The organism is Bacteroides pyogenes DSM 20611 = JCM 6294 (assembly GCF_000428105.1).
Classification (GTDB): domain Bacteria; phylum Bacteroidota; class Bacteroidia; order Bacteroidales; family Bacteroidaceae; genus Bacteroides; species Bacteroides pyogenes.
On sequence record NZ_ATZH01000014.1, the window covers coordinates 76,007 to 98,914 of the forward strand.

Sequence of the window (22,908 nt, forward strand, 5' to 3'; positions counted from 1 at the left end):
CAATCATGAAAGCGAAATATGCTTTGATAGCTCTATTGGCAATCACATTCTTCGGATGCGACGATAACACAGGAAGTTTGGGACTCGGAATGTTTCCGGGAATCGACCAAAACATCAAGGGGAAATTGTCAACGTTTAATGTAATAACAGAGTCTGTCGCCACCGGAAAAATGTATGCCAAAACGAACGTCGGCTATGTCGGAAAATTTACCGACAAAGATTTCGGAACATACAAAGCAGGCTTTCTGGCAGAACTGAACTGTCCGGAAGGAATGACATTTCCCGAAGTATATACCGAATACGACGAAAACGGCAAACCGATTTCCGAGACCGGGGCAAAAGCTGTAAAGGCAACAGGAAAAATGATTGGAACCGCAGCCGAAGACATCGACCTGATTAAAGATGAACAAGGAAAGGCTATAGGGAATATCCATGCCGTAGAAATATATTTGTGGTATAAAAGCTACTTTGGTGATTCGCTCACGGCTTGCCGATTGAGTGTCTACGAACTAAACAAGAAGCTCGATAAAGACAAATCGTATTACACGGATATAAAGCCTGAAAACTATTATCGGGAAGAAGACCTGCTGGGTACCAAAGCATACACGGCTTTAGACTTGTCGGTAAAAGACTCTCAGAGAAAGCAAAGCAACTATATACCCAGTGTACACATCTCTTTCACTAAAGATATCGCTCGCAAAGTGGGAGGGGAAATATTGAAAAAATCCAGAGCTTATGGAAATAAGCTGAACAACAAAACATTCAATGAGGCTTTTAAGGGTATTTATGTAAACAGCGACTATGGAGACGGAACGGTACTGTATGTCGACCAGTCTCAAATGAATGTAGTTTATAAATGCTATGCTACCGACAGCATCAGCGGACTTAAACTTAAGAAGAAAAACGGGCAAGACTCCACTTATTATGCGTACAGAATATTCGCTTCTACGCGCGAAGTCATTCAAGCCAACCAACTGAGCAATGATGAAGGCGCTATCGAACAGCGAATCAAAGAGACCGATTGTACATATTTGAAAAGTCCGGCAGGTATTCTTACGCAGGCTAAACTTCCCATTGCGGAAATAGAAAAACAATTGAAGAACGACACTCTGAATGCGGTAAAAATGACATTTGCCAATTACAACCAATCCGGCAACAAGAAAAACGGAATGTCCATACCCTCGAATGTATTGCTGATACGCAAGCAGTTCAAAGACTCTTTCTTTGAAAAGAATGAATTGAACGACGGCATATCCTCTTTCTTAACTTCACATTCCGCCGCTTCTAACCAATACACATTCAACAACATTACTAAGCTGGTAAAAGCTTGCATCGCAGAAAAAGAAGCTGCCAGAGCAAAAGAAGGAACAGCTTGGGATGAGACAAAATGGTTGGAAAACAATGCGGATTGGGACAAAGTGCTGTTGATTCCGGTACTTATTACTTATGACTCCTCAAACAGTGGATACAACAACGCACCCAAAGTCATCAGCATACAGCATGACCTCAAACCGGGATATGTGCGTCTGAAAGGGGGGAAATTAGGAGAAACCAACGTGGCTCACCGGCTAAAATTAGAAGTAATTTCCACAGATTTTAAAGTAGCCAACTAAAGCGATTGCAAGATTTGCGTAAAATAATAAGCAATACGCATTGTAAAGCTTGCTTAAACAAAGAATAGAAATCCGGCACGTGAGAATGAGAGTAGCCAAACTCCATTTCACGTGCCGGATTTATTTTGTCGGTAATTTCGATTTATCCAAAAAGCTTTGCAGAAACATTCCTCCATCTCTTTATTTACCCAGATACACGAGTAGGAGAAGTATCTATTGCCGATCACAAGATTTACATGCTTCTCCTGCTTATTGTTCCGTTTCTACCGTTTTCTTAGAACGTCCTGCCGCTTTCTTCTCAACAGACGGTTCTTTTTCTTTCGCGGGCTTCTTCTTTTCAGCGGCAGCCTTCTTCTTTTCAGCAGGTTTCTTCTGAACCTTATCCGATTCTTTTGCCACCTTTTCCTGCCATTTAGCCAATTCTTTTTGCAGTTCGTTTATTTCTTCTCCCTGGTTCCTTATGGTAGTCAGAAGAGAATTCAGCTCCTCATTGTCCACATCTATAGGATAAAGCGCGTCAACCCGCTTAATAAAATCGCCCAGAATATTCATATAATTCGTAAACGCATCGTAAGGAGAATCGTAAATACCGCGGTTCAGCCAAATCCCTGTATTTTTAGTCGTCATAAAACGGAAATTGTTGCTGGCTTGCAGATAGTCCCAATCTTGCTTAATCCGCCGATCGTCACACAAACGGACACGTTCCGCCACACTGTAAAGCTTATTGAAAGCCTCACGCTGCAATACATTACCCAGCCAGCTGCTGGTGTCTCTTTCTTCGTCTGTCCACGACATCGGATAAGGCACATCCAACTGCGAAATAGATTTCAACTTGCTTACAATCTCCGACGGAGTAGAGAAAGTGATTCCTTTTGCTTTCGCGCATTCGGGCAGAGCTTTCAAGAACTCAAGAATGTTGGAAGACAACGGTTGTGCCATTCCCAACGCGCTCAACTCCATAAAAATGTTCACCACCTGCTCTTCTTCCGGCAATGCGTCGATCCAGCTGATGTAGCGATCGGCAAACAATGGGTACTCAGACCATTCGGAATTGGAGAATCGCAAGCTGATGTCGTCGGACAATTTGAAATCTCTCAGCAAAAGCTTGAGACCGGGTGCCTGATTGCAATGATAAACATAATGCGGACTCTTCCAGCCGAGCGCGTGCTTGGCACCTTCCGTCAACATACCTTTAAATCCCATAGAGGCAACCATGCCGCCAATCTCATCCGAATAAATCAGACTGGAATTGCGGAAGACTTTAGGTTCCTTGCCAAACATCTGTTTTATCTTTAAACGCTGACGGCGCACTTCTTCACGGAAGCAAGTCTCATTGGCAAGAGAAGACAAACCATGCGAATAAGGTTCGCAAAGGAACTCACAATTTCCGGTATCATTGAGTTGATGCAATAAATCAAGGACAGCCGGCGCATGGAACTCAAGCTGCTCTAACGCTACTCCTGAAATGGAAAGAGCTACTTTAAAAGCGCCTTCAGATTTCTTCACCATCTCAATCAAAGTGTTGAGCGCAGGTATATACGACCGTTCGGCAACCTCATTCATACCGGTTTCATTGGCGTAATCATCATAATAATAATGATCGCTGCCGATATCAAAGAAACGGTAACGTTTCAAATGTATAATCTGATGTATCTCGAAATAAAGACAGATCGTTCTCATAGTCTATATTGTTTTATTGTTAACCATTGTTTTTAATAATCTCATCGTAAATTCCACGTACTTTGTAACCTACGTTTTCCCATTTTATTTCATCCACTTCCTTTTTCCCTTCTACTTTCAAATACTCGTACATGGCAGGATAGGTACAAATGGAATAAATGGCGTCTGCCATGGCGTGAATATCCCAATAATCCGTTTTAATGCACTTTTCCAGAATCTCGGCACAACCGGATTGTTTGGAGATAATCGTAGGCACACTGCATTGCATGGCTTCCAACGGAGAAATACCGAAAGGCTCCGATACCGAAGGCATAATGTATACATCACTGCCTTTCAATACTTCGTATACCTGTTTCCCTTTCATGAAACCGGGGAAATGAAAGCGATCAGCGATTCCGCGTTCGGCTACCAACCGAATCATCTGATTCATCATGTCTCCGCTACCCGCCATCACAAAACGGATGTTGCGGGTACGATGCAAGACCATCGCCGCAGCTTCGACAAAATACTCCGGTCCTTTCTGCATGGTAATACGCCCCAAGAAAGTAACCACTTTCTCATTCGGCTTTTTTTGCGGAACAATATCCAAAATCTCTTGCGACAAAGGAGATACCGCATTGTGTACGGTAGAAACCTTTTTGGGATCTTGGAAGTATTTATGAATCACAGTTTGCCTCGTCAGCTCACTCACACACATAATATGGTCGGCATGATCCATACCGTTCTTCTCTATGGAGTATACGGTAGGATTCACATTACCGCGACTACGGTCGAAATCGGTGGCATGCACGTGTATTACCAATGGCTTGCCGGACACCTGCTTGGCATGAATCCCAGCGGGATAAGTCAGCCAATCGTGAGAGTGAATGATATCGAACTGCTGTTGACGAGCCACAACACCTGCCACAATGGAATAGTTGTTGATTTCCTCGTGCAGATTATCAGGATAACGCCCGGAGAATTCAATACATCCCAAATCGTTGGTTTGGAGATAATTGAAATCGGCATAAATATGATCGCGCAAATCGTAATACAGTTGCGGATCCATATAGCCACCTACCCGATTCTTCACATAGTCCCAATCCACATTCCGCCAAACGACAGGCGTACTGTTCATTCCTATGATTCTCAAGAAACTTTGGTCTTCATCTCCCCATGGTTTGGGAATACAGAACGTAATCTCCATGTCGCTCTGCTGTGACATTCCTTTGGTCAGACCATAACTGGCAGTTCCTAAACCTCCCAAGATATGCGGGGGGAACTCCCATCCAAACATTAAAACTTTCATCTTCGTTCCTCCTTTTTTAATAATACCTGGACAATAGTTTCAGAATGCGTAAAACTTCAGCGACATTCATGGCAAAGGAGACGCCTCCCCTGCCTCGGAAAGGAGGATTACCATCGAACAGTTCGGGAAGCGAACTTATACAATGAATGGTAAGTTCGTCTTCCAGACTGATAAGCTGCCGCTCTACGAACGACAAACCGCTCATCTTATAAATTCGAAGGTAAGCTTCCATATAAAATCCCATCAACCAAGGCCAAGCGGTACCTTGATGGTATGCATAGTCTCGCTGTATCTGAGGCCCGACATAGTTCGGGTTATACCCTCCGCTTTTCGGGCTTAAAGTCCGGAGACCTTTCGGAGTCAAAAGTTCTTTAGTGACAATATCGAGCACTTGTTTCTTCTGTGCTCTATCAAGTGGCGAATAATCGAACGCAACGGTAAATATCATATTGGGACGCACGCTCCAGTCCATCATATTTCCATTCACATAATCGAACAAATAGCCGTATTCATTGCGGAATACGTCAACAAAAGAGCGTCCGGTAATTTCCGCCTGCGCATCGAGCGAATCGGCAAAATCTGTTTCTCCTCCTTCGCGAATGAGATCGGCCACAAAACGTAAAGCGTTATACCAAAGCGCGTTGATTTCGACAATATAGCCTGTGCGAGGAGTAACCGGACGTCCGTTCGCGATGGAGTTCATCCATGTGACGGCCTTTTCGCGCCCGTCTGCATAAAGCAATCCGTTCTCATGCAAGAACATGTTATCATGTTTTCTCTCATAGATATACTTCATGATATCTACCAGCAACTCGCCATACTTCCGGCGGCATTGTTCGCGGGAAGTTTCCTTGGCGTATTGCTGCAAGGCCCACACAGCCCAAAGCAACACATCCGGATGCTCCATCTCGTAAATCCTATACTCGCCCGGTTCTTCCCTGATAAATTGACGGATAGCCTTTTCGGCTGTCTTCATCACATCCTCAAACTCGTCGATCTCGTCAATGGCAAGAGTCAGTCCCGGAAGCGAAACGAACAAATCGCGTGCCCGGCATTTAAACCAAGGATATCCGGCTAATATATAATGTTCCCCTCCCTGATGGTTGTGGAACTGATGCGCCGAATTTTGGAGACAGTGATAAAAACTGTCGCGAGGAGTACGATCGGCCACTTCAGCCTCAAACATCTGCTTCAACCGACGAGGAGAAACTTCCGATGTTCCCGCAGAGAATACAATGCTCTCTCCTTTTCTGATATCCACTTCGAAATATCCCGGAACGTAAAGATCTTCATTAAAATCGTATCCGCGTTCCTGTTCTTTAGGGTACTCAATTCCACGATACCAATCGGGCTGGTAATGGAATTCACATTTCTTATTCAATTGCATGAATAATTCCGGATAACCGGCATACATACACGTCTTAATTCCATTCTCCACAACTTGATACTCCCGGTTTGCCAATGCGTTTTCATGCGTGTATTCACGCACACTGCGAAAAGCAAGGAACGGACGGAACCGTAAAGTAGTGGGCGAATGGGAGTCTAATAAGGTATAACGAATCAGGATTCTGTTCTCATAATGTACAAAGATTTTTTCTTTGCGTAAAACTACACCTCCGACTCGATAGGTGGTAGCCGGGATACGCTCACAATCAAACTCACGGATGTACTTGTGCCCATTCGGACTAAAGTGATTCCCCCGATATTTGTGTAATCCCAGATTAAACTCTGCACCATGTTGGATAACAGTTTCATCCAAAGAAGACAACAGCACATGATTCTCGTCATCAAGACCGGGAATCGGAATCACCAACAAACCGTGGTATTTGCGTGTGTTACAATCAACAATCGTTGTACAATGATAAGCTCCTGCATTGTTTACCCGAAGAATCTCTCGCTGAAGAGACTCTTCCAGATTGGCCATGAGGGTCTTGTCAAATCGTAAATAACTCATAGTTGTGCATATTAAAGGTTAATTTATAGGTTATTATCATAAGTATATACCAAAATATATAACTCCGTTCCCCAAATGTACAAATTATAGAGAAAAAGCAAAACAAAATAGCGGTTTATTTTTCTATTTTCTGCTATTATTCGTAGTATTGCATCAAATATCCAAAATAAAAATAAAATGAACCGAGATATTCTGCGAATCAGGTTAGCAGGAGTTAAGTCGTTGCTATTCGTTTTTCTGTTATACATCCTGAAAATGGTGGAAATAGGAATGGGATGGGATTTTTCTCGTTTAGGTATTTATCCTTTAAAAACAAAAGGAATGTTGGGTGTTTTAACTCACCCGTTGATACACAGTGATTTTAATCACTTATTGGCTAATACGTTTCCATTGCTTTTCCTCTCGTGGTGTTTGTTCTATTTTTACCGTGAAATAGCCGGATGTATTTTTGTTTTGATTTGGATAGGAAGTGGAGTGCTTACTTTCTTGATAGGCAAACCGGGATGGCATATAGGCGCAAGCGGACTTATTTACGGACTTGCCTTTTTTCTTTTCTTCAGCGGGATTTTGCGCAAGCACGTTCCTTTGATTGCCATTTCTCTGCTGATTACTTTCTTGTACGGAGGCATTATATGGCATATGTTCCCACAGTTTTCTCCCCCTAATATGTCTTGGGAAGGGCACCTCAGCGGAGGAATAGCAGGCATGCTTTGCGCTTTCCTATTCGAAAGCAACGGGCCCCAACGACCGGATCCTTTTAAAGACGAACAAGAGGATGAAGAGGGAACGTGCTACAGCGAAACAAGAGAGGAAGAACCCTTTCTATAATCCTTTATCGATGAGCGAAAACAAGTTTTCCATAAACATGCCCACTGCAACGGCCAATAAGATAATGCCAAAGAACTTACGGATGAGATAAATACCTGCTTTACCCAGAAAACGTTCTACATGGGATGTCATTTTTACGACAAAATACACCCAAATCATATTAAGAAACAAAGCTATGAGGATATTCACGCTTGCATAGCTTGTTTTCAGTGAAATCAACGTAGTAAAAGTAGCCGCTCCTGCCAGCAGGGGAAAAACAAGAGGAACCAATGTAGCCGACTTGATAGGACCCTGATTTTTGAATATTTCAATATCGAGAATCATCTCCAAAGCCATAAGAAAAATGATAAACGCACCGGCCATGGCAAAAGCCCGTATGTCGACATTGAATAATTTAAGCATTGCGTCTCCGGCATAAAAAAAGCCCAATAAAAGCGCCAAAGATATAAGCGTAGCTTTTGTGGCATTCACTCCCAACCCTTTTTCTTTCAAATTAAGAATAATGGGAACAGAGCCGAGAATATCTATAACTGAAAAAAGTGCAACGAACGCACTAAATAGCTGTGACCAATCAAATCCTTGAAACAATAACTGTAACCAATCAAAAAATCCCTGAAACATATATTTCTCTCTTTTTTTTCTGCAAATATAGTCTATTTTTATGCATTCAAACAATAAAAAAACAAAAAGAAAAAGCGAAGATGCCCTCAAAAAGCGAATAATAAGTAATTTTGTAAGATAAATCAGAAATATTACATATGGAAACAATGTACGATACTTTACTCCAACTTCCCTTGTTTCAAGGTCTTTGCCGCGAAGATTTTACTCAGATTTTAGATAAAGTAAAATTACACTTTATCAAATATAAAGCCGGCGAAACCATCATAGAGAGCGGAAACTCTTGCGGAGAACTGCGCTTTCTGCTTAGAGGAGAGATATCAATCATCACTACTTCGCCTCAAGGTTCATATACCATGGTCGAACAAATAGAAGCACCTTATCTGATTGAGCCTCAAGCTCTCTTCGGAATGAACAGAGAATACGTTTCTTCATATATGGCGCACACAGAAGCGCATATCGTAAGTATCAATAAACCATTTCTCCTCAGCGACTTATTTAAGTACGAGATATTTCGCCTTAACTATATGAATATTATTAGTAATCGGGCACAAAATCTTCATTCACGCTTATGGGAAGAACCCGCATCGGGATTGAGAGAAAAGATGGTTCGTTTCATTTTGACACATTGTGAGAAAATTCAAGGAAAAAAAATACTTAAAGTAAAAATGGACGATTTGGCGCGGCAGTTAGATCATACGCGTCTAAACACATCAAGGGTTCTAAACCAAATGCAAGATGAAGGATTAATAGAACTCCACCGGAAAGAAATTGTAATTCCGGATCTTGAGAAGGTGGTTGCAAGTGAGTTCTAACGCTTTATTTTTTTAGTTGGTATAGCGCTTGGTAAACTATATTCTCGCGAAACAGGGGAAATTTCTATAAAAAAACGCGCTTGTCTGAAAAAATCTCATTCATGAAAGATGAGAATATATTTTTAGGCAAGCACTTTTTCCTGCAACTTTTACTAATACAAACAGCATTCCGTATTTCAAATCTCAACAATAGTAATTTGGGTATGCTCATTTTCGGTTCATTCTTTCACAATACGAATCAGTGGTGAAGAGTTTGAATAAAACAAAAAAGGCGTTTGCCTTATAAAACAAAACGCCTTTTGCATATTTATTATAGATCATTCCCATTCAATCGTAGCAGGTGGTTTGGAACTGATATCATAGGTTACACGGTTCACCCCTTTCACCTTATTAATAATATCGTTCGAAATCTTGCCCAAAAACTCATAAGGCAAATGCACCCAGTCTGCTGTCATTCCATCGGTAGAAGCCACCGCACGAAGAGCCACAGCCCTTTCGTAAGTACGCTCATCACCCATCACGCCAACCGACTGTACCGGCAGCAAGATTACACCTGCCTGCCATACCTTATCATACAGATTCCAATCACGCAATCCCTGGATAAAAATATCGTCCGCTTCTTGCAAAATGTTTACTTTCTCAGGAGTTATATCGCCCAAAATACGTACACCCAAACCGGGTCCGGGGAAAGGATGACGACTGATAAGATGATCGGGCATTCCCAATTCACGCCCCACCCGGCGTACTTCATCTTTAAATAAGAGACGCAACGGTTCACACAGCTTCAGGTTCATCTTTTCGGGCAGTCCGCCTACATTATGATGACTCTTTATCACTGTTCCCGTAATAGAAAGCGACTCAATGCAATCGGGATAAATTGTGCCTTGTGCCAACCACTTCACATCTTTTATTTTATGCGCTTCCTCGTCGAAGACGTCGATAAAGCCTTTGCCTATAATTTTCCGTTTCCGTTCCGGTTCTGTCACCCCGGCGAGTTCGGCGAAAAACTTCGCGCGAGCATCTACTCCAATCACATTCAATCCCAAACATTCGTAGTCGTCCAACACATTCTTGAACTCATTCTTCCGCAGCAATCCGTGATCGACAAAAATACAAGTCAGGTTTTTACCGATAGCTCTGTTCAGCAAAACGGCAGCGACCGAAGAATCGACCCCACCACTCAACGCCAACACTACCTTGTCATCCCCCAGTTGGGCTTTCAATTCGGCAACCGTACTTTCGATAAACGAGCCGGGCGACCAATCTTGCTTACAACCGCAAACGTCCACCACAAAATTCTTTAAAATCTGCGTCCCGTCTTCACTGTGGAATACTTCAGGATGAAACTGAACACCCCAAACCTGTTCGCCTTCCAACTGATAGGCAGCAATCTCCACTTTATCCGTAGAAGCGATCTTTTTGAAATTATCAGGAACAGCCGTAATAGTATCCCCGTGACTCATCCACACCTGTGTGTTTTCACGCACACCTTTAAAAAGGACATTATCTTTGCAAAAAGAAGTCAAGTGTGCGCGGCCGTATTCACGAGTGCCTGCCGACTCCACCTTTCCGCCATTAGTATAAGCCATGAATTGCGCGCCGTAACAAATTCCCAAAATAGGATATTTGCCGCGAATCTCATTCAAATCAATTTTAAAGGCATTTTCATCGTACACCGAAAAAGGACTCCCTGAGAGAATAACTCCTTTTATCGTAGTATCTTTCTTGGGAAATTTGTTGTAGGGAATAATTTCACAATACGTATCCAATTCGCGCACACGGCGGCCGATAAGCTGCGTGGTTTGCGAACCGAAATCAAGAATGACAATCTTTTCGTGCATATTAATGATTGGATTTTAAATAAATGATTTGCAAAAGTAGGAAAAAGTACGCAATCTATTAAAGAATAAAGCAGAAATTCATTTTTCATAAAGCAAAAAACAAAAGAATAACATATTCCGTCAATATCTCTTCATCAACAAAAGCCCTCAAACGCATGGAAAAGAGTAAAAAAGAGACAGTTCATCGAATGAAATTGACTATCCGGATCCGAATAAACCTTGTCAGTGTCTATAAACAAAAAAGTACCATTCCACACCCTGTTTTTGATAGATGTAGAATGGCACTGTCTTACAATTTGAGTTTCAAAACTATTATTCCAACTGAATTGAATTAGATTTTTCAGAAACCTCCAATCGACGTAGCGTTTTATTTTTGCTCTTTCAACAAATCACGAATCTCGGTCAATAAAACCTCTTCCTTGCTCGGTGCGGGAGGTGCTGCCGGTTCTTCCTCTTTCTTAGAAACTAATTTCATTACCAGACGAATAACAACAAAGATAGAAAAAGCGATAATGATAAAGTCAATCGTGTTTTGCAAAAACTGACCATAGTTCATAGTTACAGCTTCTACTTCTTTGCCGTCTACCACCTCAGCCGGCTTCATCACCCATTTCAAGTCAGTAAAGTTCACCCCACCCAGCAATAGCCCGATAGGCGGCATTATGATATCAGCAACTATCGACGACACTATTTTTCCGAACGCGCCACCAATAATTACACCGACAGCCATATCCACGACGTTCCCCTTCATGGCAAACGCCTTAAAATCCTGTAAAAAAGTACTCTTTCCCATCTTTTTCAATATTTAATATGAGTTTGATACGCAAATATAAAAACAATTTCGTATTTTTGCATCGCATTTCAGGAAAAAAGCAAGTTTAGAGATATATTTTGGAACAAATATTATAAAACCCTTAAAAGTTTAAACAAAATGATTAAAGTAGGTATTAATGGATTCGGACGTATCGGACGTTTCGTATTCCGCGCAGCCCAGACTAGAAATGACATTGAAATTGTAGGTATCAACGACCTTTGCCCGGTAGACTATTTGGCATACATGCTGAAGTATGACACTATGCACGGACAATTCGATGGAACTATCGAAGCTGACGTTGAAAACAGCAAACTGATTGTGAACGGTAAATCTATCCGTATTACTGCAGAAAAGAATCCGGCAGACTTGAAATGGGATGCTGTAGGCGCAGAATACGTTGTTGAATCTACAGGTTTGTTCTTAAGCAAAGATAAAGCTCAAGCTCATATCGATGCCGGTGCAAAATATGTTGTAATGTCAGCTCCTTCTAAAGACGACACTCCGATGTTCGTTTGCGGCGTAAACGAAAAGACATATGTAAAAGGTACTCAATTCGTATCTAACGCTTCTTGTACGACCAACTGCTTGGCTCCTATCGCAAAAGTTCTGCACGACAAATGGGGCATCACAGACGGTTTGATGACAACAGTTCACTCTACAACCGCAACTCAGAAAACAGTCGACGGTCCTTCCATGAAAGACTGGAGAGGTGGTCGTGCCGCTTCCGGCAACATCATTCCTTCTTCTACCGGTGCTGCCAAGGCTGTGGGTAAAGTAATCCCCGCTTTGAACGGTAAATTGACAGGTATGTCTATGCGCGTTCCGACTTTGGACGTTTCTGTTGTCGATCTGACTGTAAACTTGGCCAAACCGGCTACTTACGCTGAAATCTGCGCTGCAATGAAAGAAGCTTCAGAAGGTGAACTGAAAGGTGTACTGGGTTATACTGAAGACGCCGTAGTTTCTTCCGATTTCTTGGGAGACACTCGCACTTCTATCTTCGATGCAAAAGCAGGTATCGCTTTGACCGACACTTTCGTAAAAGTAGTGTCTTGGTACGATAACGAAATCGGCTATTCTAACAAAGTTCTTGACCTGATTGCCCACATGGCATCTGTTAATAAATAATATACAGTTAGAAAACAATAAAAAATAGGCGACTTCTGTAGAAGTCGCCTATTTTTTTTGCACATTTGCATTTAAATCATTATTTATCAGTTAAACACTTGAATATGATGAAAATTAAACTAACGATTTTAACTCTTTGCTTTATGAACATGATGCAGGCTCAGAATCCTTTCTTTGAAAAGTATTCTACGCCACATGGCACTACTCCTTTCAACAAAATCAAAACAGAACATTTCGAACCTGCCATTAAAGAAGGTATTCGCCGGCAAGCAGATGAAATCAATGCAATAGCGAATGATCTTTCAACACCCACTTTCGAAAATACGGTTCTGGCATATGAGAAGTCAGGGCAACTGCTCGGACATGTTACTACAGTATTTGGCAATTTGCGAGGAGCAGAAACAAACGAAGAGCTCCAAAAGCTCGCCCGCGAAATGGCTCCGTTACTGAACGAGCATTACAATAACATTATGCTCAATGAAAAGCTGTTCGAACGTATCAAGTCGGTATATGAACAGAGAGAAAGAACAAACCTCACCGCCGAACAACATCACCTGGTAAAAGAAACATATACAGGCTTTGTCCGCTATGGAGCTAACTTACCCAACGAAAACAGAGAAAAATATCGTCAGCTGACTGAAAAGCTAAACCTGCTGACTTTGCAATTTGGAGAAAACAATCTGAAAGAGACAAACGATTATCAACTTGTCCTAACGGATAAAGCCCAACTGTCGGGTTTGCCCGAAAGCACAATCGAAGCAGCTGCTGAAACTGCCAAAGAGAAAAAGAAGGACGGCTGGGTATTCACACTACAGGCTCCCAGCTACATTCCGTTTATGATGTATGCCGACAACCGCGACTTGCGCCGCCAACTGTATATAGCCTATAATACAAAATGCACCCATGACAACGAATACAATAATCTGGAAATCGTCAAGGAGATAGTAAATACACGCATGGAAATAGCCCAATTGTTGGGATACGACAACTTTGCCGCATATAAACTGGAAGACCGGATGGCAAAAAACAGCGAAGCTGTATATAAACTCCTTGAGCAATTACTGGAAGCTTATACTCCTGCCGCTCAAAAAGAGTATGCGGAAGTACAAACATTGGCCCGAGAGACAGAAGGAAGCGATTTTGTCGTAATGCCTTGGGACTGGTCTTACTACTCTCATAAGTTGAAAGATCGGAAATTTAAAATCGACGATGAAATGCTCCGTCCCTACTTGGAGCTCGGCAACGTTAAAAAAGGCGTATTTGGCTTGGCTACCCGCTTATACGGAATTACATTCAAGGAAAATCCGGAGATACCCGTCTATCATCCCGATGTAGATGCGTATGAAGTATTCGACAAAAACGGAGATTTCCTCGCCGTGCTTTATACCGACTTTCACCCAAGAGTAGGCAAACGGTCGGGCGCATGGATGACAAACTACAAAGAGCAATGGATAGACGAAGCAACCGGCGAAAACAGCCGCCCGCACATTTCCATTGTAATGAATTTCACGAAGCCGACACAAGACAAACCGGCGCTACTGACTTTCGATGAAATGGAAACTTTCTTGCACGAGTTCGGACATGCCTTACATGGAATCTTTGCCAATACCACTTACGAAAGTTTAAGCGGAACCAACGTGTACAGAGATTTTGTAGAACTTCCTTCACAAATCATGGAGAATTTTGCCACAGAGAAAACTTTTCTGCACACATTCGCCAAACATTACCTCACAGGAGAGCTTATTCCGGACGAATTGGTACAAAGAATCATAGACTCATCCAATTTCAATGCAGCTTATGCCTGCTTGCGTCAGGTCAGCTTTGGATTGTTGGATATGGCTTGGTACACTCGCAACACTCCTTTCGAAGAAGATGTAAAGGCATACGAGCATGAAGCCTGGAAGAAAGCGCAAGTATTGCCCAGAGTAAATGAAGCCTGCATGAGTTCTCAATTTTCTCACATTTTTTCAGGCGGATACTCTGCCGGCTACTATAGTTACAAATGGGCTGAAGTATTGGATGCCGATGCTTTTTCTCTTTTCAAACAGGAAGGCATATTCAACACCGCTATAGCAGAATCATTCCGGAATAACATTCTTTCAAAAGGCGGAACAGAGCATCCGATGACACTCTACAAACGTTTCCGGGGGCAAGAGCCTACAATCGACGCTTTGTTGATAAGAAACGGGATAAAGTTTAACCAGTAAAGATATATGAAAAAAACAATTGTTTTCCAAACGATCTGCCTGTTGACATTGCTTCCGTTATTTTGCGGATGCAATGATACCGATGATGTAACATCAATATTTACAGGAAAAACTTGGGAGTTGACTTTTATTACGGAAAATGGGAAACATTGGTACCCTTTTCCCGACATAACAGACTCCAATGCATATGAAGCCTATGATTTTATCACAGGGGATAAAAGGTTTACAATCACCTTTACCGGAGTAGAAAAAGAAAATGTCATTGACGGAGAATTTACAGCAAGCGGGAGTGCAATACTCTCGGGTACATGGAGGGCCAACGCCAAAAAGAATACGTTTGCCTGTCACATCAAAGAACAGAGAGTGATAGACGCCGATGATAAAATCATGGCTAAAATAATAGACGGGCTTTCAAGAGCCGTTTCATATAAAGGAGACAATGACAACCTTTTCATACACTACCCTTATAACGAAAAAGTAAACCTGCGTTTAGCCTTTCATGTGAAACGTAAAGTACAATAAATAACATGGATACGGAAAAGAAACAATTGGAACTCGACAAGCGTTACATACGTATGGCAAATATATGGGCAGAAAACTCATATTGCAAACGACGCAAGGTGGGAGCTTTGATTGTAAAAGATAAAATGATTATCTCAGACGGATACAACGGAACCCCATCGGGCTTTGAGAATGTATGCGAAGATGAAAACAATCTGACCAAGCCTTATGTTCTTCATGCAGAAGCCAATGCCATTACGAAAATCGCATGCTCGAACAATAGTAGCAACGGCGCTACCATGTATGTCACAGCTTCTCCGTGCATCGAATGTTCAAAGCTGATCATACAGGCCGGTATCAAGCGGGTAGTCTACTCCGAGCATTATCGCCTCGAGGACGGCATAGAACTGTTGAAGCGAGCGGGAATAGAAGTTTTGTATGTAGATATGGAACAAGAACGGGAAAGCAAATAATAAATAAAAGAAGAAAAATAGCATAACATAAACAACGGCACAAACCCATGTTTGAATTTGCTGTTCATTATAGCCACTAACTAATAAAGATATGAGCACAAAGAACTCTTCACGCTTTACACCTGTCATCATAGCTGTCAGTGTGGTAATCGGGATTCTTATCGGTACATTTTATGCCAAGCATTTTGCCGGTAATCGCTTGGGAATCATCAATGCTTCTTCCAACAAACTGAACGCGCTATTGCGCATTATCGACGACCAATATGTAGATACCGTAAACATGGGAGAGCTTGTAGAAAAAGCTATGCCTCAGATTCTGGCAGAACTGGACCCGCACTCCACTTATATTCCCGCCAAGAATCTTGAAGAAATCAACTCCGAACTGGAAGGAAGCTTCAGTGGAATCGGCATTCAGTTTACTATTCAGAACGACACCATCCATGTCAACGCAGTCATTCAAGGAGGCCCTTCGGAAAAAGTAGGATTAATGGCAGGCGACCGCATCATCAGTGTAAACGACAGTGCTTTCGTAGGCAAAAAAATCAATAATGAATTAGCTATGCGTACACTGAAGGGGCCTAAGGGATCTCAAGTGAAAATCGGAGTCAAACGTTCGGGTGAAAAACAGCCGTTGAGCTTTACCATAACTCGTGGAGACATTCCTCAGAATACTGTCGATGCAGCATACATGCTAACCAATGAAATAGGCTATATCAAAGTCAGCAAGTTCGGCCGTACCAGCCATATGGAATTATTAAAAGCATTAGCGGAGCTGAACCAAAAGAAATGCAAAGGGCTGATAATCGACCTGCGCGGCAATACGGGAGGCTACATGGAAGCCGCCATCCGTATGGTAAACGAATTCTTGCCCGAAGGCAAACTAATCGTATATACGCAAGGACGCAAATATCCCCGTTCGGAAGAGTTTGCAAACGGAACAGGAAGCTGCCAGAAAATCCCATTGATCGTATTGGTCGATGAAGGTTCCGCTTCGGCCAGCGAAATCTTCACCGGAGCCATTCAGGACAACGACCGGGGAACTATAGTAGGACGCCGCTCGTTCGGGAAGGGGCTTGTGCAACAACCCATTGATTTTAGCGACGGATCGGCTATCCGTCTGACCATAGCACGCTACTACACGCCGTCCGGTCGCTGTATCCAGCGACCTTATGAGAGCGGGAACGACCGCAACTATGAGATGGATTTATATAAACGATATGAACATGGGGAATTCTTTTCCCGCGACAGCATCAAGCAAAACGAAGACGAACGTTATTATACCAACTTAGGACGTGTTGTGTACGGCGGAGGCGGCATTATGCCCGACGTATTCGTGCCACAAGACACAACAGGAATCTCTTCGTATCTGTCTACAGTTTTGAATCGGGGACTTACACTGCAATTTACATTCCAGTATACCGATAAACATCGACAGAGCTTAAACCAGTTCGATAATGAAGAATCTTTACTGAAATATCTCAGCCGACAAGGAGTGATAGAACAATTCATTCGTTTTGCAGAAAGCAAAGGGGTGAAGAGAAGAAATATCCTGATCCATAAATCTTATCAGTTGCTCGAAAGAAACATTTACGGCAACATCATTTACAATATGCTTGGTTTGGAAGCATACATCAGATATTTCAACCAAACCGACAGCACTGTTAAAAAAGGCATAGAATTGCTTGAAAAAGAAGAAGCATTTCCCAAACCTGCCGTAGCAGATACCGACGAGGAGAATGGAAAAGAAACTGAAAATGGAAAAGAAAAAAGAGCTGCGTAAACAGATTGCCCTGAAGAAGGCGGGTTACTCTACCGCCGCGCTGAACCTTCTTTCTGCCGAAATCCTAAATCGACTGGAAGAGCTATCGGTTTTCCAAGAAGCCCATACAGTACTTCTTTACCACTCCTTGAAAGATGAAGTGAATACACATGCGTTTATCGAGAAATGGGCGGATAAAAAAAAGATTCTTCTGCCGGTGGTGGCAGGCGAAAACCTCGAGCTGCATGCTTATACCGGTCCGAAAGACCTGAGGACAGGCAGCTACGGCATATCAGAACCTACCGGAGAACTGTTCACAGCATACGAAACCATCGATGTAGCCATTATACCGGGAGTAGCCTTCGATGCAAACAACCATCGGCTCGGCAGGGGGAAAGGATATTACGACCGCTTGCTTCCGCATATACCTGCTTTCAAAATCGGCCTATGCTTTCCGTTTCAAATCATAGAAGACATCCCTACGGAGAAAACAGACATCAGCATGGATATGATTCACTCGCTTCCCACAGGGTGAAAAAGCGGATCTAACGGAAAATAATATTGGTAATCACAGTAGCTCCCACCTTCTTGTTCAAATTGCGTATCAACACTTCGCGCCCCATCATCAGTTCCTGACGCAAAGCAGCCGAGGTGAGATGTACATACAGTGTTTGGTTACGAATGTAAAGGTTGCTCGTATAGCTGGCCGCAGGCCCCAATACCTGAGGCCATGCATCCAACAGTCTCTGTTCGTTCAAAGGAGACTCCAGACTCTCTCTGCGAAGAAACTGTTGAATCAATTTCCCTATCTGTTCCGCGTCATTTCGTTTCATTACTCAACCTCCATTTCCCGTACCACTCCTTGATCCACACAAAACATTTTATAGTCGCTTCCTACCTCATATAATATACGGTCTAAATGCTCCCGGTTCGTGTCTGTGATGAAAATCTGCCCAAACCTGTCGCCGGCCACAAGCTTCACAATCTGTTCCACACGCGAAGCGTCCAACCGATCGAAAATATCGTCGAGCAGCAACAAAGGAGTCGTTCTTCCCGTACGTTTCAGGAAATCGAATTGAGCCAACTTCAATGCCACCAGATACGTTTTGTTCTGTCCCTGCGAACCTTCTTTTTTAATCGGGAATTCTCCCAATAACATATTCAAGTCATCTTTGTGAATGCCGCGCAATGAAAATCCCATTATTTTATCGCGCGAACGGCTTTGCTTCAAAACCTCCCGCAAAGAAACATCTCTGGCATGAGACTCATAAGAAAGCCCCACCCGCTCTTTGTCTTGAGAAATAAAAGAATAAAAAGATTGAAATATGGGAATAAACTCCTTGATAAATGCTTCGCGCTTGCCGAAAACCACCTCTCCGGCTTGCGCCATCATCTCTTCCCATATCTCAAACAACTCATCTTCCACACAGCAGTCTGTTTTCAGCAACGTATTGCGCTGCGCCAACGCTTTATTATACCGTATCAACGCATCCAGATACTCTTTATCGTATTGGGAAATCACCACATCCATAAACCGGCGGCGCTCATCGCTCCCTCCCGCTATCAACTGCGCATCGGCAGGCGAAACCATTACCAACGGCAAGAATCCGATGTGATCGGAAAAGCGGTTGTATTCTTTTTTATTGCGCTTAAACTGTTTTTTCGAGCGGCGCTTCATCCCGCAATATATTTCTTCGGGAGTACCGTCCTCATCTTCATAAAATCCTTGAATGACAAAGAAATCCTGCTCATGACGGATATTCTGCGAATCGATCGGATTGCCGCAGCTCTTACAGAACGACAAAAAATAAACAGCGTCGAGCAAATTGGTCTTTCCCATTCCGTTCTGCCCGAAAAAACAATTCAGTTTGGGAGAAAACCCTGTCTCTACTTGCGCCAGATTCTTATAATTCAATATGGATATCCGTTTCAGTCTCATTGCACACTCATTAAATTCTTCACAAAAGTAATAAGAAATCCGTGCTTTTCAGTTGCAAAGCAAAAAAAGATGCTCCTAAATTTCTTTTGTAGACATAAAAAAACTACTTTTGCGAGTCGAAATATCAAATATCGAATAATAACAAAAAGAATCATTATAAAATGGCAGAACAAAAGAATCAGAACGAGCATCTGAACGTAGAAGATGCCCTGACACAATCGGAAGCGTTTCTTATCAAGTACAAAAAGGCAATCATCGGTGGTGTGGCTGCTATCGTTATTATCGTAGCAGGCATTATCATGTACAAGAACCTGTATGCCGAACCCCGCGAAGAAAAAGCGCAGGCAGCTCTTTTCAAAGGACAGGAATATTTCGAACAAGATGCTTACGATCAGGCTTTAAACGGTGACAGCATCGGTTTCACCGGTTTCCTGAGAGTAGCCGACGAGTATAGCGGTACGAAAGCCGCCAATCTGGCCAAAGGATATGCCGGCATCTGCTACGCGCAATTGGGCAAATACGATGAAGCCATCAAAATGCTCGACAGCTTCAACGGCAAAGATCAAATGGTAGCTCCTGCCATCCTCGGAGCGACAGGCAATTGCTACGCACAGCTCGGACAGCTGGACAAAGCAGCGTCTACGCTACTTGCTGCGGCCGATAAAGCCGACAACAACACGCTCAGCCCCATCTTTCTGATGCAAGCCGGAGAAATTCTGGTGAAACAAGGCAAATACGACGATGCCATAAAAGCGTATACCAAAGTAAAGGAAAAATACTTCCAGTCTTATCAGGCAATGGATATCGACAAATACATCGAACGGGCCAAATTGATGAATAAATAATTTTTTCATTCGATACAACACCAACGAGGGAGATAAAAACATCGGATTGTCGCCCTCGTTTCTTGTTTTCCAGAGAACGGTTTCCTCTGCGGCATTATCCGGCAGAGAAACTCCCCCACCCCTCAGGCTTATATTTTAAAACAACACCACTTTCACTCAAGAAAACGTATTATGGCAACAGCTTATCACAACTTGTCCGAGTATGATTTCAATTCTGTACCGAATGCCGAAAGCATGAAGTTCGGAATCGTTGTCTCGGAATGGAACTTCAATATCACCGGAGCTTTATTAAAAGGTGCGGTCGACACGCTCAGGAAGCATGGAGCTAAAGAAGAAAACATCTTGGTTAAAACCGTGCCGGGAAGCTTCGAACTGACCTTCGGCGCCAGCCAAATGACAGAGTGCTGCGATGTCGATGCCGTCATAGCCATCGGATGTGTAGTAAAAGGCGATACTCCGCATTTCGATTATGTGTGCATGGGAGCCACCCAAGGAATTACGCAACTGAACGCAACGAGCGACATCCCGGTGATTTACGGTTTGATCACCACCAACACGATGCAGCAGGCAGAAGACCGTGCAGGAGGCAAATTGGGCAATAAAGGCGATGAATGCGCAATTACAGCGATAAAAATGATCGATTTTTTTTGGAGTTTAAATAAATAGTCGTATCTTTGCACCGCAATTGGGAAACAAACTTTCTCATAAGCAATAAAGGGCAAATACCAGAGTGGCCAAATGGGGCAGACTGTAAATCTGCTGGCTTACGCCTTCGGTGGTTCGAATCCATCTTTGCCCACTAAAAAACGCGGAAGTAGCTCAGTTGATAGAGCATTAGCCTTCCAAGCTGAGGGTCGCGGGTTTGAGTCCCGTCTTCCGCTCTCCGAAGAGAATCTGAGAAATTGGATTCTCTTTTTTTATATAACAACACTTTTTATCCGGCATCATGAAAAACGACACAAATCCGAAACATGTTCTCCGACTGTCCCATCCTCCCATACCAATCGTACGCATCGGATTTATCGGATTAGGGAACAGAGGATTGCTTACATTGCAACGTTATCTGCAAATAGAGGGCGTGGAGATAAAAGCCCTGTGCGAGATTCGCGAAGGAAACCTGAGCAAAGCGCAGCGCATACTTGCAGAGAACAACCGCCTGAAAGCCGTCGGGTATGCCGGTACGGAAGGATGGAAGCGGCTATGCGAAGAAGCCGATCTGGACATCGTATTCATTTGTACCGACTGGCTTACACATACTCCCATAGCAGTGTACGCCATGCTCCGCGGGAAGCATGTGGCGATTGAAGTTCCCGCCGCGATGAGTGTGGCAGAATGCTGGGAGTTGGTCGACACGGCCGAGAAGACCCGCAGGCACTGCATGATGCTTGAGAACTGCTGCTACGATCCCTTCGCGCTCATGACCCTGAACATGGAACAGCAGGGAGTGTTCGGCGAAATCATGCATGTGGAAGGAGCTTACATACACGACTTGCGCGAACTGTATTTCACCGATGGAAGCGAAGGAGGCTACCACAACCATTGGGGAAAGAAGTACAGCATCGAGCACACCGGAAACCCCTACCCCACACATGGATTGGGACCTCTCTGCCAATTACTGCATATCCACCGGGGCGACCGCATGGAGTTTCTCGTTTCTCTATCCACCCGTCAGGCGGGAATGAGCGCATATGCGGCCCGCCGCTTCGGAAGCGACTCTCCCGAAGCACGGCAGAAGTATCTGTTGGGCGACGTGAACACAACCCTCATCCAAACGCAAAAGAAGAAAAGCATTATGTTGCAATACGATGTCGTCACCCCGCGTCCTTACAGCCGCCTGCATACCGTATGCGGCACATCGGCTTTCGCACAGAAATATCCTGCGCCGTGCATCACATTAGACCCGGAAGGCTCCTCTCCCCTCGAAGGGAAAGCGCTCGAAGAGTTCATCGAACGCTACCGGCATCCGTTTGCCGCCACCATTGGCGCAGAAGCAAAACAAAAAGGAATCGCCAATGAAATGAATTACATGATGGACTACCGGCTCATCTATTGCCTGCGCAACGGATTGCCTTTGGACATGGATGTGTATGATGCCGCCGAATGGTCGTGCATAACCGAACTGAGCGAACAATCGGTACTGCAAGGAAGCATTCCCGTAGCAATTCCCGACTTCACGCGTGGCGCCATTTGGCCCGACAATCCATAAATCGTTATAAAAGATTAAGGATTTGCTTCTTGCACAGGGAAATTTCCTTACCCATATACAAACAGAATAAAGAGGGGCAGATTCTTACCTCGCAAAAGAACAGACGGCACGCCCTAAAGCAAGTATCCGCAGCATAAATTCTTTCACACCGAAGCAAACGGAAAGAGTGTCGGCCTCAAATAAAAGAGCACTAACCGAAGACAACCATACCTGCGAATAAACCGAAAAAAGTCGACTCAAAACATTAAAGCACAAAGTTCATTCAGTTTCCCATTGATGAAACAAAGGAGGTGTGTCAAAATGCACACCTCTTTTTTTATGCACAAAGCCCCGACTTTCACAAGCCGGGGCTTTGTTATTACCTAAAGATTTTGTATCTTTAAGCATAACTTTTTATAC

At 43.4% G+C, this 22,908-nt stretch carries 20 protein-coding genes and 2 tRNA genes; 14 read left to right on the forward strand and 8 right to left on the reverse strand.

Going from position 1 to position 22,908, the window contains the following annotated elements; translation table 11 throughout:
- Window positions 1-5 precede the first annotated feature (5 nt).
- Window positions 6-1,613 carry a BamH family beta-barrel-assembly machinery protein gene (gene bamH, locus C234_RS0104880; protein ID WP_027324854.1) on the forward strand — a complete coding sequence of 536 codons (1,608 nt, stop codon included), beginning with the start codon at window positions 6-8 and terminating at the stop codon, window positions 1,611-1,613.
- 249 nt (window positions 1,614-1,862) lie between these two features.
- Here bamH and C234_RS0104885 read toward each other — a convergent pair whose 3' ends face one another.
- The 3 genes from C234_RS0104885 to C234_RS0104895 are packed head-to-tail and all read right to left on the reverse strand — an operon-like array spanning window position 1,863 to window position 6,535.
- Window positions 1,863-3,293, reverse strand: coding sequence for a glycoside hydrolase family 57 protein (locus C234_RS0104885; protein WP_027324855.1), 1,431 nt, complete (start codon window positions 3,291-3,293; stop codon window positions 1,863-1,865).
- A gap of 19 nt (window positions 3,294-3,312) precedes the next feature.
- Window positions 3,313-4,581 (reverse strand): glycosyltransferase family 4 protein, encoded by a 1,269-nt coding sequence (locus tag C234_RS0104890; RefSeq protein WP_027324856.1) that lies wholly within the window; start codon window positions 4,579-4,581, stop codon window positions 3,313-3,315.
- Between the two features lie 16 nt (window positions 4,582-4,597).
- Window positions 4,598-6,535: a glycogen debranching enzyme N-terminal domain-containing protein gene (locus C234_RS0104895; protein WP_027324857.1), complete on the reverse strand. Its 1,938-nt coding sequence runs from the start codon at window positions 6,533-6,535 to the stop codon at window positions 4,598-4,600.
- A 177-nt stretch (window positions 6,536-6,712) separates the two neighbouring features.
- Between C234_RS0104895 and C234_RS0104900 the strand changes: the two genes are divergently transcribed.
- Window positions 6,713-7,363, forward strand: coding sequence for a rhomboid family intramembrane serine protease (locus tag C234_RS0104900; protein ID WP_027324858.1), 651 nt, complete (start codon window positions 6,713-6,715; stop codon window positions 7,361-7,363).
- Here C234_RS0104900 and C234_RS0104905 read toward each other — a convergent pair.
- Entirely contained in the window at window positions 7,358-7,951 is a 594-nt protein-coding gene (locus tag C234_RS0104905; RefSeq protein WP_027324859.1) for a MarC family protein, read from the reverse strand. The two genes, C234_RS0104900 and C234_RS0104905, sit on opposite strands and share 6 nt — an antisense overlap.
- Window positions 7,952-8,121: 170 nt before the next feature.
- On the opposite strand from C234_RS0104905, the gene C234_RS0104910 reads away from it, so the two are divergent.
- A complete protein-coding gene (locus C234_RS0104910; protein ID WP_027324860.1) occupies window positions 8,122-8,796 on the forward strand; it encodes a Crp/Fnr family transcriptional regulator in 675 nt (224 codons plus the stop codon).
- 317 nt (window positions 8,797-9,113) lie between these two features.
- On the opposite strand, the gene guaA is transcribed toward C234_RS0104910, so the two are convergent.
- The gene (guaA, locus tag C234_RS0104915; RefSeq protein ID WP_027324861.1) at window positions 9,114-10,637 is read right to left on the reverse strand and encodes a glutamine-hydrolyzing GMP synthase; all 1,524 of its coding nucleotides are present in this window, start codon (window positions 10,635-10,637) and stop codon (window positions 9,114-9,116) included.
- A gap of 367 nt (window positions 10,638-11,004) precedes the next feature.
- Window positions 11,005-11,430, reverse strand: a complete 426-nt coding sequence (mscL, locus tag C234_RS0104920; protein WP_027324862.1) for a large-conductance mechanosensitive channel protein MscL — start codon at window positions 11,428-11,430, stop codon at window positions 11,005-11,007.
- A 138-nt stretch (window positions 11,431-11,568) separates the two neighbouring features.
- Here mscL and gap point away from each other — a divergent pair, with 138 nt between their 5' ends.
- The 6 genes from gap (at window position 11,569) to C234_RS0104950 (ending at window position 18,054) form a co-directional block, all read left to right on the forward strand.
- Window positions 11,569-12,579 (forward strand): type I glyceraldehyde-3-phosphate dehydrogenase, encoded by a 1,011-nt coding sequence (gene gap, locus C234_RS0104925; protein ID WP_027324863.1) that lies wholly within the window; start codon window positions 11,569-11,571, stop codon window positions 12,577-12,579.
- Window positions 12,580-12,722: 143 nt separating this feature from the next.
- On the forward strand, window positions 12,723-14,786 hold the full coding sequence (locus C234_RS0104930) for a M3 family metallopeptidase (RefSeq protein WP_027324864.1): 2,064 nt from the start codon (window positions 12,723-12,725) through the stop codon (window positions 14,784-14,786).
- A gap of 6 nt (window positions 14,787-14,792) precedes the next feature.
- On the forward strand, window positions 14,793-15,308 hold the full coding sequence (locus C234_RS0104935) for a DUF4847 family protein (RefSeq protein WP_027324865.1): 516 nt from the start codon (window positions 14,793-14,795) through the stop codon (window positions 15,306-15,308).
- A gap of 5 nt (window positions 15,309-15,313) precedes the next feature.
- Window positions 15,314-15,760: a dCMP deaminase family protein gene (locus C234_RS0104940; RefSeq protein ID WP_027324866.1), complete on the forward strand. Its 447-nt coding sequence runs from the start codon at window positions 15,314-15,316 to the stop codon at window positions 15,758-15,760.
- A gap of 91 nt (window positions 15,761-15,851) precedes the next feature.
- On the forward strand, window positions 15,852-17,540 hold the full coding sequence (locus C234_RS0104945) for a S41 family peptidase (protein WP_027324867.1): 1,689 nt from the start codon (window positions 15,852-15,854) through the stop codon (window positions 17,538-17,540).
- Complete coding sequence (locus C234_RS0104950) at window positions 17,515-18,054, forward strand: 5-formyltetrahydrofolate cyclo-ligase (protein ID WP_027324868.1); 540 nt, start codon at window positions 17,515-17,517, stop codon at window positions 18,052-18,054. The genes C234_RS0104945 and C234_RS0104950 overlap by 26 nt, the downstream gene beginning before the upstream one ends.
- A gap of 10 nt (window positions 18,055-18,064) precedes the next feature.
- Here the strand turns inward: C234_RS0104950 and C234_RS0104955 are convergent, their stop codons facing one another.
- Complete coding sequence (locus C234_RS0104955; RefSeq protein WP_021647269.1) at window positions 18,065-18,352, reverse strand: DciA family protein; 288 nt, start codon at window positions 18,350-18,352, stop codon at window positions 18,065-18,067.
- Window positions 18,352-19,458: a DNA replication/repair protein RecF gene (gene recF / locus C234_RS0104960; protein WP_027324869.1), complete on the reverse strand. Its 1,107-nt coding sequence runs from the start codon at window positions 19,456-19,458 to the stop codon at window positions 18,352-18,354. Before recF ends, C234_RS0104955 begins: the two co-directional genes overlap by 1 nt.
- A gap of 161 nt (window positions 19,459-19,619) precedes the next feature.
- On the opposite strand from recF, the gene C234_RS0104970 reads away from it, so the two are divergent.
- From C234_RS0104970 to C234_RS0104990, 5 genes are all read left to right on the forward strand, one after another.
- Entirely contained in the window at window positions 19,620-20,303 is a 684-nt protein-coding gene (locus C234_RS0104970; RefSeq protein WP_027324871.1) for a tetratricopeptide repeat protein, read from the forward strand.
- Window positions 20,304-20,474: 171 nt separating this feature from the next.
- Window positions 20,475-20,969 (forward strand): 6,7-dimethyl-8-ribityllumazine synthase, encoded by a 495-nt coding sequence (ribH, locus tag C234_RS0104975; protein ID WP_021647273.1) that lies wholly within the window; start codon window positions 20,475-20,477, stop codon window positions 20,967-20,969.
- Between the two features lie 50 nt (window positions 20,970-21,019).
- A tRNA-Tyr gene (locus C234_RS0104980) sits at window positions 21,020-21,102 on the forward strand.
- A gap of 9 nt (window positions 21,103-21,111) precedes the next feature.
- Window positions 21,112-21,184, forward strand: a tRNA-Gly gene (locus C234_RS0104985).
- A 65-nt stretch (window positions 21,185-21,249) separates the two neighbouring features.
- On the forward strand, window positions 21,250-22,509 hold the full coding sequence (locus C234_RS0104990; protein ID WP_027324872.1) for a Gfo/Idh/MocA family protein: 1,260 nt from the start codon (window positions 21,250-21,252) through the stop codon (window positions 22,507-22,509).
- Window positions 22,510-22,908 lie beyond the last annotated feature (399 nt).

Excerpts from the sequence above, each read along its gene's own strand:
- bamH (WP_027324854.1), top strand. The coding sequence starts at position 6 with ATGAAAGCGAAATATGCTTTGATAGCTCTATTGGCAATCACATTCTTC.
- C234_RS0104885 (WP_027324855.1), bottom strand. The coding sequence starts at position 3,293 with ATGAGAACGATCTGTCTTTATTTCGAGATACATCAGATTATACATTTG.
- C234_RS0104890 (WP_027324856.1), bottom strand. The coding sequence starts at position 4,581 with ATGAAAGTTTTAATGTTTGGATGGGAGTTCCCCCCGCATATCTTGGGA.
- C234_RS0104895 (WP_027324857.1), bottom strand. The coding sequence starts at position 6,535 with ATGAGTTATTTACGATTTGACAAGACCCTCATGGCCAATCTGGAAGAG.
- C234_RS0104900 (WP_027324858.1), top strand. The coding sequence starts at position 6,713 with ATGAACCGAGATATTCTGCGAATCAGGTTAGCAGGAGTTAAGTCGTTG.
- C234_RS0104910 (WP_027324860.1), top strand. The coding sequence starts at position 8,122 with ATGGAAACAATGTACGATACTTTACTCCAACTTCCCTTGTTTCAAGGT.
- guaA (WP_027324861.1), bottom strand. The coding sequence starts at position 10,637 with ATGCACGAAAAGATTGTCATTCTTGATTTCGGTTCGCAAACCACGCAG.
- mscL (WP_027324862.1), bottom strand. The coding sequence starts at position 11,430 with ATGGGAAAGAGTACTTTTTTACAGGATTTTAAGGCGTTTGCCATGAAG.
- gap (WP_027324863.1), top strand. The coding sequence starts at position 11,569 with ATGATTAAAGTAGGTATTAATGGATTCGGACGTATCGGACGTTTCGTA.
- C234_RS0104930 (WP_027324864.1), top strand. The coding sequence starts at position 12,723 with ATGAACATGATGCAGGCTCAGAATCCTTTCTTTGAAAAGTATTCTACG.
- C234_RS0104935 (WP_027324865.1), top strand. The coding sequence starts at position 14,793 with ATGAAAAAAACAATTGTTTTCCAAACGATCTGCCTGTTGACATTGCTT.
- C234_RS0104940 (WP_027324866.1), top strand. The coding sequence starts at position 15,314 with ATGGATACGGAAAAGAAACAATTGGAACTCGACAAGCGTTACATACGT.
- C234_RS0104945 (WP_027324867.1), top strand. The coding sequence starts at position 15,852 with ATGAGCACAAAGAACTCTTCACGCTTTACACCTGTCATCATAGCTGTC.
- C234_RS0104950 (WP_027324868.1), top strand. The coding sequence starts at position 17,515 with ATGGAAAAGAAAAAAGAGCTGCGTAAACAGATTGCCCTGAAGAAGGCG.
- C234_RS0104955 (WP_021647269.1), bottom strand. The coding sequence starts at position 18,352 with ATGAAACGAAATGACGCGGAACAGATAGGGAAATTGATTCAACAGTTT.
- recF (WP_027324869.1), bottom strand. The coding sequence starts at position 19,458 with ATGAGACTGAAACGGATATCCATATTGAATTATAAGAATCTGGCGCAA.
- C234_RS0104970 (WP_027324871.1), top strand. The coding sequence starts at position 19,620 with ATGGCAGAACAAAAGAATCAGAACGAGCATCTGAACGTAGAAGATGCC.
- ribH (WP_021647273.1), top strand. The coding sequence starts at position 20,475 with ATGGCAACAGCTTATCACAACTTGTCCGAGTATGATTTCAATTCTGTA.
- C234_RS0104990 (WP_027324872.1), top strand. The coding sequence starts at position 21,250 with ATGAAAAACGACACAAATCCGAAACATGTTCTCCGACTGTCCCATCCT.